Here is a 12,179-nt window from a genome sequence, read left to right on the forward strand (position 1 = left end):
TCAGAATTGCGGAACATTGATCGGCTGCCCGTTCTTGGGCAATCCGGAATCGAGCACGGAGCCATCGGCCTTGCGCAGGTCGAGGAACAGGCCGCCCGTGGCGCCATCGCGCAAGGGGTTCATGCGCAAGGATATCCGCTCGCCCGGACGCAGCGAATTGCGCCGCCAGCCTTGCCGCGTGAGGTTGTTCGGGCTGTTCAGCTCGATCGACCAGGTGCGCGTTTCATTGCCCTGCCGCACGTCCAGTTCGATGAAGGCGTGGGGGTTGGTCCACTGGAACTGCCGCACCGTGCCTTCCAGCGTCATGATCTCGCGCTGGTTGAACATGGCAAAGCTGTGGTGCGAAGCGGCCGGCATGGCCAGCATGGCAACCGCGCCAAGGCCTGCCGCAGCACCTGCTGCTGCCAGGACAGTTTTCCTAATCATCTGAAATCCCTTCCACATTGCTCTGCCCGCGCTCTTCCGCCGCGTCCCGGCCCAGGTTGGTCCCTGGCAGGTTCTCGTTATAGGCGAGGATACAATTGCTCTCGTTGATGTCGGTATAGTCCTGCCGGCCGAAGCGTTTGGTCGACTTCCATTCGCCTTCCCACAGGTCTGGATCCGTCAGGGTATATTCCACCTCCATGACCATGCCGTCTTCCAGCAGGCGGATGCGTTCGACGATCTCGGTATCGAACGACATCGGGATGCCGTGGTCGATCCAGTGGTGGTCAGCTTCGAAATAGCGCGTGTGGACAACCAGGGTATCGCCTTCGAAGTGGCCGATGCTTTCGCCGTTGTAGCCCGGCACGACCAGGTTGGGATCGGTGAAATCACGCCCGTCGAGGAAGATCGTGCGAACCGAATTGTTGAAGCCGGAAATCATGTAAATTGCGGTCGGCAGCTGGATGAAAGCGTGCGGCCAGACGCGCGTCATGATCATGGGCATGCCCGGCGGAAAGCACTGGCCGATGGAATCGCGGTACGTCTCACCCCGCGCCTGGGCCTTGGGCGCCTCGATCAGCGCCTCGATGCCCTCTGGCCCGAACTGCGGATAGGGTGGGCCGAACAGGTAATGGTTAAACCCTTCGGACAGGTCGATGAACCAGGTACCGGTGAGGTTGATCGGCGCGGGCGGACGCTCGGCATTGAGATTGGCCGGAGCCAGCGCGCCCAGGTAACCCGGATGCTTGGGTACCATACCCGCCAGCCGCTCGGCGCTGAGGGGCGTATATTCGCGCACGATCTCGGGCTGTTGCGGGGTTTCGTCCTGCGCATAGGCAGGGACAGCCGACAGGCCGAGGCCGACGAGCAGGGCCGTGGCGGCAGCAGTGACTGCTCGGGGTGGTAAAAGGTTTCTCGGCATCACTCTCTCAGGCTCCCGGATAGTTTTTTGACTAAGTCAAAAAGGATGAAGGCCACATGAACATGGAGTCAACAACATCCTCTTTCTGGCATCCCGCCCCCAATCCTTGCGACTGGGGGCGGGTGCAGTTTATCAGAAGTTGTACTGGATCGTGAGGCCCACTTCGCGCGGACGGCCACGGTTCTCCGATAATGCGCTGCGCGGTGGAGCAGCCGGGCCTACGCCAGAACCCGAATCCCAGAAACCGCCGCCAAACCGCTGCGCAAAGGTGGCATAGGTCTTGTCGAGCAGGTTGCTGGCAAACAGGGTAAAGCTGATCGGGTAATCGTTGAGTTGCAGCCGTGCCCGCGCGTTGACCAGGCCATAGGATGGCAGCGTATAGCTTGAGTCGGTGCCCGATGATGGATGGGTCTCCATCTCGCCCTGCCAGGTGTAATTGGCGTTGAGCTGCAATTCTCCGACAGAAAGATCGCCGAACCAGGTCGCCCCCACGTTGAACGTGGGCGATGGCGCGTCGGGGAACAGGTTGACCGTTCCCGCAGGCGGCGAGATCAGCTTCGGCGTGAAATAGGCCATGCTGCCGTCGATGAACAGGTTGTCGGTAACCGACAACAGGCCGTCCAGCTCGACACCTTCCAGCCGCACGTCGCCCTGGTTGGTGACCTGGATCAGGAAGCCGACCGGACATGCCGTGCTGCCGGGCACGATCTGCGCCAGGGCGCCGGTGCCGCAGGTTACCTGGACGGCCGCCTGGCGATTGGTGAAATCCATCCGGAATACGGTCGGATTCAGCCGCAGCACGCCATTAAACAGGTCCATCCGCAAGCCGGCCTCGAAATTGACGACCTTTTCATTCGGGATGGGTCGGATGCCGGCGCTCTGCGCAGGGCCAGTGGCCTGGTTGGCATTGGTGAAGCTCACCACGGTATAGCTGAACGACCCTGCCTTGTAGGCTTTCGATGCCGTGGCATAGAGCATGATATCCGGCGTAATCCGCCAGTCTGCGGTGCCGCGCCAGTCCCACGCACTGAAATTGGCCGAGCTTTCGACGAATGTCGAGTTTGTGCCCGGCGCCGGGGTAAAACCGTTCGAAGCGAAGCGTTCCTGGAAGTAGTCCTTCTCGTCCCACGCACGGCGCACACCACCGGTCAGGTTGATGCTATCGCCGATGTGCAATGTGCCGCTGGCAAACAGGCCAAAAGAGGTCGATTCCTGTCCGACCGTGCTCACCGCATTACGGAACAGGCCCGCATCGCCATCACCATTGGCCGATGCAGGATAGGCGCTGGTGCCGCGACGGGTCAGGCTTTCGTTCGGTGCCAGCGAATCTTCCCAGAAGTAATTCCCGCCAACCACCAGGTCGAACACGCCGTCAAACAACGCGGCGTTCAACTGCACTTCCTGGTAAAACACATCGGAATCGACATTGTCGGTGCGGGTTTCGATGCCGATTGCCGAGAAATCGACATTGCCCCGGTGCTTCAGCGTCGAATAACCGGTCACGGTCGACAGGGTCAGGGTATCGGACAGGTCGAGCGACATGTTCAGGTCGGCCTGGAAGTAATCGTCGGTCGTAAACTGGTCGCAGGCGGCACCATAGTCCGGATGGAAGTCATCGATCAGGCAGATGCTGGTGGCCCGGTACGGATCGCCGGTCACAATGCGGGAATCGTTGAAAGCAGCCAGCGGCGCCTGCCCCGCCAGCTTGAACGAATCGTTGACCCAGTCGGCATAGTTGCCCTGGATGAACCCTTCGATGCCTGGCCGCATGTCGAACTCGGTCATCTGGATGGCCGCGCCGTTCGACGTCGAGTGGCTGTAGAACAGGCCAAGCGTGGCGTTGAAGCTGGAAGAAGGTTCAAACCGCGCCTGGAACCGGCCGATCGCATCGCTGCTCGCCCCAAGCATTTCGGTGCCGCGCGCCATATAGCCCTGCTGGTTCAGTGTCGCCCCCTGGACACGAACGGCAAGCGTATCGGTAACGGGCACGTTGAGCATGCCAACCAGGTCGAACCGCCCGAGGTTCGAGAGCGAAACCTTTCCATAGCCCGCCAGCTCGTCGGTCGGCTGCTGGCTGAAGATGCGGATCGCGCCGCCCGTGGAATTGCGCCCGAACAGCGTTCCCTGCGGGCCGCGCAGCACTTCGATCCGTTCGACATCGAGCACCTGCAGGATCGCACCCGAGGTGCGCGGCATGTAGATGCCGTCGATATAGAGGCCCACCCCGCGCTCGCCCGTGGCGCCGCCGCCGCCAGCGATACCACGCATGACAAAGCTGGCGTTGTTGTTGCCCGCACCGCGCGCCGGCGTGATGCTGAGGTTGGGAGTGAACCGCGCCAGGTCCTGCAGATCCTCGATGCCCTTGGCTTCAACCATTTCATTGGTTAGGGCGATGATCGACAGCGGGGTTTCCTGCAGGTTGGTGGCCCGCCGTTCTGCAGTGACGATAATCGTCGTATCGGGCCTGCCGCTCGACGCTTCCTCGTTTTCGGCATCCTGTGCCAGCGCAGGCATGGCCAGGGCCATCACCGCACATGAACTCGCCATAGCCGCCTTGCGGCCAATCCTCTTGCCCAACCCCATCGGAATCTCTCCCCCATTTCCCATGTACCGCCCTTTTATCGTCTTGCGACGTTCGCGGGCCGACGGCTGCTCGCGAGATGCCAGAGTATTTTTGATTCCGGCAAATGCAAGTTTATTGTCGCTGTCAAATTGATCGGGGGAGAATTTTGCCGGGCCACATAAGCGCTTTCCTACAGCTGCCCGCCTGACGCAGGCCCCGTTTGCGAATCACTGCAAGGACACCCCTGCCCATGGCTCTCATCGAATCCCTCATCGGACCCGTCGCCTCGATCATCGACAAGGTCATTCCCGACAAGGCCGCGCGCGACCGGGCCAAGCTCGAACTGCTTGCGCTCGAAGGCTCGCAGGAACTGCGCCAGATCGAAGCGCGCATGGCGGCCATCGTGGCCGAGGCGCAGTCGGCCGATCCGTGGACCAGCCGCGCCCGGCCCAGCTTTCTTTATGTCATGTACACGATGCTGCTGTTCGCCCTGCCCATGGGTGTGCTGGCCGCGTTCCGCCCGCAGGCCGCGACCGACATCGCAGCAGGGATGAACGCCTATCTCAACGGCCTGCCCGAACCGCTCTATGCGCTCTTCGGCACGGGCTACCTCGGCTACACGGCGGCGCGCCAGTGGGGTAAGGTGCGCGGGGTCGATTGACCCTCTCCGATGGCGGGCGGGCGGCGCTGCTTGGCAAGACTGCCGCCCCCCGCTAATCGCCGGACATGACCCAAACCGTATATGTCCTCAACGGCCCCAACCTTAACCTGCTCGGCCTGCGCGAGCCGGAAATCTACGGCTCCGACACGCTGGACGATATCGCCGGCATGCTGGAAGACCGCGCAGTCGAGCTGGGCCTGGCAGTCGATGTCCGCCAGTCGAACCACGAAGGCCACCTGATCGACTGGATGCACGAGGCCCAGGCCACCGGCGCGCGGGCCATCATCATCAACGCCGGGGCCTATACCCACACTTCCATCGCGCTCTACGATGCGGCCAAATCGATCAAGGTGCCGGTGATCGAGGTCCACCTGTCCGATCCGATGAAGCGCGAGCACTTTCGCCACATCTCCTACATCGGCATGGCGGCGGTGAAGGAGTTCAAGGGCCTCGGCCCCAAGGGCTATCTCCTCGCCCTGGACCACGCCGCCACCCTGTGACCCTGCTCTAGGTTCTTGCCATGATGCCCTGCTGCTTCTAGCGGGTGGGCAACAGATTTAACCCAGCAAGAGGTTCGCATGGCCGACAACAGGGGCTCCACGGCTCGCAAGAGCGCAATGAATATCGATGCCGCGCTGGTGCGCGAGCTGGCCGACATGCTGGCCGAAACCGGCCTAACCGAAATCGAGGTCGAGGACGGTGACCGCAAGATCCGCGTTTCGCGCGGAGCCGTTGCCGCCGCTACACCCGTCGCCGCGACCCCCGTTGCCGTAGCCGCTCCCGCCGCTGCTCCTGCTCCAGCCGCGCCTGCTGCCGATGCCGGACCTGACGTATCAAAGGCGATCAGGTCACCGATGGTCGGCACCGCCTATCTCCTGCCCGAACCCGGTGCCGCAGCATATGTGAAAACGGGCGATGCGGTGAAGGCGGGCGATACCCTGCTGATCGTGGAAGCGATGAAGGTGATGAACCCGATCACCGCCCCGCGCGATGGCACGGTCGGCGCGATCCTGATCGAGAACGGCCAGCCGGTCGAATATGACCAGCCGCTCGTCGTGATCTCGTAAGGCGCGCGACATGGGTATCAGCCGCATATTGATCGCCAACCGCGGCGAAATCGCCCTGCGCATCCACCGCGCCGCACATGAGATGGGCATCGAGACGGTGGCGGTCCACTCCACCGCTGATGCCGAAGCGATGCACGTGCGGCTGGCCGACCATGCCGTGTGCATCGGGCCGCCTTCCGCCACGGAAAGCTACCTCAACACTGCCGCCATCATCTCTGCCGCCGAAATTTCCGGTGCCGACGCGATCCATCCCGGCTACGGCTTCATGTCGGAGAACGCCCAGTTCGCCGAGATCGTCGAAGCCCACGGGATTACCTGGATCGGCCCCAAGCCCGAACACATCCGGACCATGGGCGACAAGGTGGAAGCGAAGCGCACCGCCGGCGCGCTGGGCATGCCGCTGGTGCCAGGTTCCGACGGCGCAATCAACGATCCGGTCGAGGCAGCGAAGATTGCGGCCGAAATCGGCTATCCGGTGATCATCAAGGCCGCGAGCGGCGGCGGCGGGCGCGGCATGAAGGTGTGCGAAAGCCCCGACACGCTCACCGCGCTGATGATGCAGGCCGGGAACGAGGCCAAGGCGGCGTTCGGCGATGACACCGTCTATCTCGAAAAATACCTCGGCAACCCGCGCCACATCGAATTCCAGGTGTTCGGCGATGGCAAGGGGAATGCCATCCACCTGGGTGAGCGTGACTGCTCGCTCCAGCGCCGCCACCAGAAGGTGCTGGAAGAAGCTCCCTCGCCCGTCATTACCCCTGAAGAGCGTGACCGGATGGGCGGCATCGTGGCCAAGGCCATGGCCGACATGGGTTATCGCGGCGCGGGCACGATCGAGTTCCTGTGGGAGAACGGCGAGTTCTATTTCATCGAGATGAACACCCGCCTGCAGGTGGAGCATCCGGTGACCGAAGCGATCACCGGCATGGACCTGGTGCGCGAACAGATCCGCATCGCCGATGGCAAGCCGCTGTCCGTGACGCAGGACGAACTGCGTTTCACCGGCCACGCGATCGAATGCCGCATCAACGCGGAAGACCCGTTCAACTTCACCCCCAGCCCGGGCAAGGTCACCGCCTATCACCCGGCAGGCGGGATGCACGTGCGCGTCGATAGCGGGCTCTACGCCGGCTACACTATCCCGCCCTATTACGATTCCATGATCGCCAAGCTGATCGTCTACGGCCGCACCCGCGAAGGCTGCATCATGCGCCTGAAGCGCGCGCTGGAGGAGATGGTGGTCGAAGGCGTCAAGACCTCGATCCCGCTCCACGCCGAGCTGATCCGCCAGCCGGATATCCTGAGCGGCGACTATTCGATCAAGTGGCTGGAGGATTATCTGGCCAAGCGCGGGGTCGAGTAGGTCAGGCCCTCCAGGTGCAGGATGCCTCCCAGCCTTTGACCATCAAGAATGGCGGGTCCGAGGCACTCGCCGTCTATATCGAAATGAGTCCCGACAGGTACGTGTTGCAGCCTGGGGAGGTGATGAAAATCTCTGCGCTGTTAGGCGGTGCGCCCTTGTCCGTCATTCCAGGCGACACTTCCGTCACGGTTTATGCAGGTAACGACAGCGATCCTGTCGTTACCATCAACGATGAACTGGCTAAACCGGACTGGAATACCCAGGCAGGAGACAGCGGGCCCTGGTCAACACGGGACTAACCGGCTCAACACGCCTGTCTTCACGCAGGTGAACTAGCCCCCCTCCACCTGCGCATATTCCAGCGCAAAACTCGGATCGCACTCATAGGGATAGACATGCTCGCCCGGGCGGTTGGTCCAGGTGATGTAGCGCGCGCCGTCGGTCTCAATCACCGCCGGATCGGAAAACCACTGTGTCGCGTGCAGCCGTGTACCATCTTCCGACAGGCGATAGCGTTCGACCATGCGGATTCCGTCGGAATGGTCCAAGCCGTTGTTCGTGATGGTGGATGCGGCGATGTGGCTGGTTTCCACCACCAGTTCCGGCCCGTCCCAGCGCCCGGTGGAAAAGCCCACTTTCGAATGCGGCTGGTTTTCCGGCGCAGAACGGCCATCCATGAAGATCAGCCGCACCTGGTCGAAATACTCGTACTTGAACACGATCAGTTCGGGCGTCTGGTGCACTTCGAACGGGAACGGCCCCTGTATGGCATAGACGATGGAGGGCGGCAGGCAGACGCGGTTGATGGCCATTTCCTGCTCGGCATTCCAGGTGGCGGCGTGGGCGGCGGCCTCTGCCGTCAGCACCAGTCCGCCGAATTCGCCGCGCGGGAATTCTGCCGCGCCGACGTCCTCGATCAGCACGGCATCGTCGGGCAGCTTTTCCAGCAGGCCGGGCAGGCGGACCGATTCATCGACCACGAAATCCGGCCCCCAGAAGCCGGTGAAATCGGCCTGCGCGTGAACCGGCACGGCGACGAGCAGCGCGGTCGCTGCGGCAAGAAGGCCCTTAGTCATCGTTGGCACTGAACGGGGCAGAGCCGATCGCGCGGTCATTGGCATCGGTCGCGCTGCGCAGGCGCATGTAGAGCCGCCCGTCGCGGCTGGGCCAGCCATCCAGCGTCACCCGGTCGCCCGCCTTCAGGCTGGTGCGGTTCCAGCCGCGCCTTTGCAGCACCACAGGGGCATTGGTTTCCGCCCGCCACTCGTGCGTCTGGCCGTCCGAGGCGACCACATCGAGCACGATGGTGGCGTGGGGGTTGGTAAAGCGGAACGCGGTCACGACGCCTTCCACCCTCACATTGCGCGTCTCGTCGAAGAACACGGCGAAGGAATGGTGCGCTGAGGCGCCCAGCGGAACCAGCAGTGCCGCCGCAAGGGTGGCTGCCACAATTGACTTGTGCTTCACGAAACCTCTCCAAGAATTCGTTATCGCCGGTAATTATCAGCCAGCCATCAATGCCACAAGATGAATTTGACTTTCACAAATTACCCCAGCGGCACACCCGGCTCATATTTGGCGGTGCGGATGGTCAGGCTGGTCTTGACGCTGGCCACATTGGGCGCAGGCGTCAGGTGGCTGGTGAGGAATTCCTGGAAGCTCTGCAGGTCACGCGACACGATCTTGAGAATGAAGTCGATCTCGCCGTTGAGCATGTGGCACTCGCGCACTTCGGGCAGGCCCTTGATGTGGTTTTCGAAGGCGCGCAGGTCTTCCTCGGCCTGGCTGCGCAGCGAGACCATGGCGAACACGGTGATGGCGTAGCCCAGCTTTGACGGGTCCAGATCGGCGTGATAGCCGCGGATCACGCCCTCCTCCTCCAGCGCCCGTACTCGGCGCAGGCAGGGCGGCGCGGTCAGGCCCACCCGGCTGGCCAGATCGACGTTGGTCACGCGCCCTTCGGCCTGCAGTTCGGCCAGGAGCTTCCTGTCGATCGAATCCAGCGTCGCCATTGCCTGTTCCTGTACCAAATGGTTCGCCCGACTGCCCTTGCGCGAAAGGAAATGCGCGCAAATCAACGTGTGCCGGAAATATTGTTGTGTATTACCGCAATTGTCCCGCTTTGCAACGCACCATGACAGGCCCCATGTGCCGCCCCCCGCTCCGCGCTAAGCCCAGGCTACGGGTAATTCTGCCCGCAAAGCGACCGGATTCGCCGCGCCTTCGATGCTGTTCGACGACCGCCTTGCCACAGTCCTGCGTTCTCCGCTCGGAGGCGATGCGGCCGCGCGCACCCAGTACCGCCAGCTGCTCGACCTGCTGGGCAGCAAGGGTGCCACGCCGGGCGAACTGACGGCCGAGCGTTACCGCGCCCTTTCGCAACGTGCCGACAGTCTGCCGCCTGCCGATTTTCACCGCATTATCGAAGCCCCCGCCCTGCTCGGCCGCAACCCCGCCCTGCTCACCTTCCTCGGCTGGCGGCGGCTGGAGGAGCTTTCCCGCCGCATCCCCGAGGATGAACGCAGCCGCATCCTGCTCGAGCCCGGCCAACGCCTGCGTAACCCCGCCATGGTCGCCCAGATTGCCAGCGGCGATCCCCGCCCCGCCGCCGCCGCTGTCGCGATTGCGCGGCTGGATGAGGACGAGTGGCTCGACCTTATCCCGCGCCTGCCGGTCATGGCGCGCGGCTTCCTGCGCCATCGCCGCGACCTGCCCCCCAGCGCCCGCGACCTGCTTGCCCGCCTGGGTGTGGGTGACATGGTCCTGCCCCAGCCCGCGACCGAAGTGGCGCAACCGGCCCCCGCACCTGCCCCTGCTCCCGCCCCTGCCCCGGTCCAACCCCAGGGCACCGCCCCGATGGAGCCGGAGGAGCGCGACGGCATCCGCGCCCTGCTGCGCCGGATCGAGGCCTTCCGCGAAGGCCGGCGTCCGCTCGAAACCGGCACTCCCCGCCTGCCGCTGGGCGACCTGGCGGACGAGGGCGAGGTTCCGGCCATCGCCCGTTTCGATTTCACCATGGGCACCGATCACCGGATCGACTGGGCCGACGCAGACATCGCCCCGCTGGTGATCGGCATGCGGCTGGGCCACGCCGGGCCCGGCACCCTCGCCGCGCTGGCACCCGCCGCCGCCGATGCGCTGCTGCGCCACCTGCCCTTGCGCAACAAGGCGCTGGCGATCGACGCGGCCCCTGCCATCTCGGGCGACTGGCGGATCAACGCCGAGCCGGTCTTTGCCCCTACCACCGGCCAGTTCGCCGGCTATCGCGGACGCCTGCGCCGGCCGCTCCTTGCCCTGTCCGATGCAGCGCCTGCAGCGACCTCCGACAGCCCGCAGGACCGTATGCGCCAGGTGCTGCACGAATTGCGAACGCCGGTGAATGCGATCCAGGGCTTTGCCGAGATCATCCAGCAGCAGATCTTCGGCCCGGCACCCAACGCCTACCGCGCGCTCGCCGCGGCCATCGCGGTCGATGCCGCCAAGCTGCTTGCCGCGTTCGAGGAAGTGGACCGGCTCACCCGCCTCGAAAGCGCCGCGCTCGACCTGGCCGAGGGTGACGGTGACATGCGCGAGGTCGTGGCTGAAACCATCCGCCGCCTCGACGGCGTGCTGCGCCCGCGCAATGCAGCGATTGAGCTTGCGGTCAGTGGCTCCCCATTCGTCACCCCGCTGGCGCGCGAGGAGCTGCTGGTCCTCGCCTGGCGGGTGTTGGCCACGCTGGCGAGCGCCATGGCTCCGGCAGAGCAGATCACCGCCAAGCTGACCGGCGATGGCAGCAGGATCGTGCTCAAATGCCGCCTGCCCGCCGCCATCGCCGCGCAGGACGATCGCTTCGCCAGCCTGCCGCCGCAACGCTCGCCCGCCCTTACCGCCGGCATGTTCGGCAGCGGCTTCTCGCTCCGCCTGGCCCGCGCCGAGGCGGAATCGGCGGGGGGCAGCCTGAAAATTTCCGAACGAAACCTGAGGTTAACCCTGCCGACCTTGACCGGGGCTGGCGCGGTCCATAGCAACGGCATAGTAGAGGCCTGAGGGGGCCTGTCATTTCCAGGGGGAAAAAGCGTGCGCAGTCTGGTGGAGCGACCTCCACTCTCCGCCCGGGCACAGTTCGCTCCGGGCTTCGGCCAGCGATTCCTCCTTACCGTGGATACGGAGGAGGAGTTCGACTGGGACCAGCCGCTTGGGCGTGACACCTTCGGGCTCGACCATGTCCCCCGCCTCGCCAAGTTCCAGCAATTCTGCGAAACCCACGGCGTGGTGCCCGTCTGGTTGATCGACTGGCCGGTGGCCAATTCGCGCCTCGCCGCCGAGATCCTCGGCCCAGCACTGCAGGCTCGCCGGGCCGAGATCGGCGTCCAGTTGCACCCCTGGGTCAATCCGCCGTTCGACGAGGAGCTGACACAGCACAATTCCTTTGCCGGCAACCTGCCCCGGCATGTGGAGGAGGCCAAGTTTGCCGCCCTGCGCAATGCTATCGAGCAGAACTTCGGCGTGGCCCCGCTGATCTACCGTGCCGGACGCTATGGCCTCGGGCCGGACACGGCCCGCCTGCTGTCCGACCAGGGCCTTGCCGTCGATACCTCGGTGCGGCCCCTGTTCGACTATTCATCCGGTGGCGGCCCGGACTATCGCGGATTCCCGCTCGAACCCTATTGGCTGAATGATGCCAAGACCCTGCTCGAACTGCCGCTGACCACGGTGTTCTGGGGCATGCTGCGGCGGCAGGGCGACCTGATCTTCCCGCGCATGTGGCGCATTCCGGCCCTGCGCGGGGTGCTGGCGCGGCTGGGCCTGCTCGAGCGCATCCCGCTGACGCCCGAAGGCGTGAGCCTGGACGAAGCGATCCGCGGCATCGACATCGCGCTCGACGATGGCCTGCCATTGCTGGTGTTCTCGTTCCACTCACCCTCGCTGCGGCCGGGCCACACACCCTATGTGCGCGAGGATCGCGACGTGGATTCACTTTACGACTGGTGGCGGGCCGTCTTCGCCTATCTCGAACGGCGCGGGGTGAAGCCCGCCTCGCTGGCCGACGTGATGGGCCAGGTAATCCGCAACTGACGCCCGCATAACCAGCGAAGGTGACACAAGTGACACCCTGTCACTTTCGTTTTCGCCCGATTGTCCTTGTTTACCAGTAATTTGATGCGACAGAGACAAAGTGACACCTGGCCGGGAGACTT

General features: G+C 64.1%; 13 protein-coding genes. 7 read left to right on the top strand and 6 right to left on the bottom strand.

Annotated features, from left to right (window positions below; translation table 11 throughout):
- The 3 genes from M3P36_RS00220 to M3P36_RS00230 form a co-directional block, all read right to left on the bottom strand.
- Complete coding sequence (locus M3P36_RS00220; protein ID WP_249697967.1) at nucleotides 1-426, bottom strand: DUF6152 family protein; 426 nt, start codon at nucleotides 424-426, stop codon at nucleotides 1-3.
- Nucleotides 419-1,345 carry a hypothetical protein gene (locus M3P36_RS00225; RefSeq protein WP_249697970.1) on the bottom strand — a complete coding sequence of 309 codons (927 nt, stop codon included), beginning with the start codon at nucleotides 1,343-1,345 and terminating at the stop codon, nucleotides 419-421. The genes M3P36_RS00220 and M3P36_RS00225 overlap by 8 nt, the downstream gene beginning before the upstream one ends.
- A 132-nt stretch (nucleotides 1,346-1,477) precedes the next feature.
- Nucleotides 1,478-3,892 carry a TonB-dependent receptor gene (locus M3P36_RS00230; RefSeq protein ID WP_249697972.1) on the bottom strand — a complete coding sequence of 805 codons (2,415 nt, stop codon included), beginning with the start codon at nucleotides 3,890-3,892 and terminating at the stop codon, nucleotides 1,478-1,480.
- 266 nt (nucleotides 3,893-4,158) lie between these two features.
- Between M3P36_RS00230 and M3P36_RS00235 the strand changes: the two genes are divergently transcribed.
- The 5 genes from M3P36_RS00235 to M3P36_RS00255 all read left to right on the top strand — a co-directional run bounded on the left by M3P36_RS00235 (nucleotide 4,159) and on the right by M3P36_RS00255 (nucleotide 7,298).
- On the top strand, nucleotides 4,159-4,569 hold the full coding sequence (locus tag M3P36_RS00235; protein WP_249697975.1) for a holin family protein: 411 nt from the start codon (nucleotides 4,159-4,161) through the stop codon (nucleotides 4,567-4,569).
- A gap of 65 nt (nucleotides 4,570-4,634) precedes the next feature.
- Nucleotides 4,635-5,069, top strand: a complete 435-nt coding sequence (aroQ, locus tag M3P36_RS00240) for a type II 3-dehydroquinate dehydratase (protein WP_249697978.1) — start codon at nucleotides 4,635-4,637, stop codon at nucleotides 5,067-5,069.
- 78 nt (nucleotides 5,070-5,147) lie between these two features.
- Nucleotides 5,148-5,636 (top strand): acetyl-CoA carboxylase biotin carboxyl carrier protein, encoded by a 489-nt coding sequence (gene accB, locus M3P36_RS00245; RefSeq protein ID WP_249697980.1) that lies wholly within the window; start codon nucleotides 5,148-5,150, stop codon nucleotides 5,634-5,636.
- A 10-nt stretch (nucleotides 5,637-5,646) separates the two neighbouring features.
- The gene (gene accC / locus M3P36_RS00250; RefSeq protein ID WP_249697982.1) at nucleotides 5,647-6,999 is read left to right on the top strand and encodes an acetyl-CoA carboxylase biotin carboxylase subunit; all 1,353 of its coding nucleotides are present in this window, start codon (nucleotides 5,647-5,649) and stop codon (nucleotides 6,997-6,999) included.
- A 35-nt stretch (nucleotides 7,000-7,034) separates the two neighbouring features.
- Nucleotides 7,035-7,298: a hypothetical protein gene (locus M3P36_RS00255; protein ID WP_249697985.1), complete on the top strand. Its 264-nt coding sequence runs from the start codon at nucleotides 7,035-7,037 to the stop codon at nucleotides 7,296-7,298.
- A 33-nt stretch (nucleotides 7,299-7,331) separates the two neighbouring features.
- Here the strand turns inward: M3P36_RS00255 and M3P36_RS00260 are convergent, their stop codons facing one another.
- From M3P36_RS00260 to M3P36_RS00270, 3 genes are all read right to left on the bottom strand, one after another.
- Nucleotides 7,332-8,075, bottom strand: a complete 744-nt coding sequence (locus tag M3P36_RS00260; protein ID WP_249697987.1) for a hypothetical protein — start codon at nucleotides 8,073-8,075, stop codon at nucleotides 7,332-7,334.
- Entirely contained in the window at nucleotides 8,068-8,466 is a 399-nt protein-coding gene (locus M3P36_RS00265) for a DUF6152 family protein (protein WP_249697990.1), read from the bottom strand. The genes M3P36_RS00260 and M3P36_RS00265 overlap by 8 nt, the downstream gene beginning before the upstream one ends.
- Before the next feature lie 80 nt (nucleotides 8,467-8,546).
- Nucleotides 8,547-9,011: an Lrp/AsnC family transcriptional regulator gene (locus M3P36_RS00270; protein ID WP_249697993.1), complete on the bottom strand. Its 465-nt coding sequence runs from the start codon at nucleotides 9,009-9,011 to the stop codon at nucleotides 8,547-8,549.
- 214 nt (nucleotides 9,012-9,225) lie between these two features.
- Here M3P36_RS00270 and M3P36_RS00275 point away from each other — a divergent pair, with 214 nt between their 5' ends.
- Together M3P36_RS00275 and M3P36_RS00280 are read left to right on the top strand one after the other, a co-directional pair.
- Complete coding sequence (locus M3P36_RS00275) at nucleotides 9,226-11,028, top strand: histidine kinase dimerization/phospho-acceptor domain-containing protein (protein ID WP_249697995.1); 1,803 nt, start codon at nucleotides 9,226-9,228, stop codon at nucleotides 11,026-11,028.
- A 39-nt stretch (nucleotides 11,029-11,067) separates the two neighbouring features.
- Nucleotides 11,068-12,057, top strand: coding sequence for a polysaccharide deacetylase family protein (locus M3P36_RS00280; protein ID WP_249699000.1), 990 nt, complete (start codon nucleotides 11,068-11,070; stop codon nucleotides 12,055-12,057).
- Nucleotides 12,058-12,179 lie beyond the last annotated feature (122 nt).

The organism is Altererythrobacter sp. KTW20L, assembly GCF_023501975.1.
In the GTDB taxonomy this organism is placed as follows: domain Bacteria; phylum Pseudomonadota; class Alphaproteobacteria; order Sphingomonadales; family Sphingomonadaceae; genus Alteraurantiacibacter.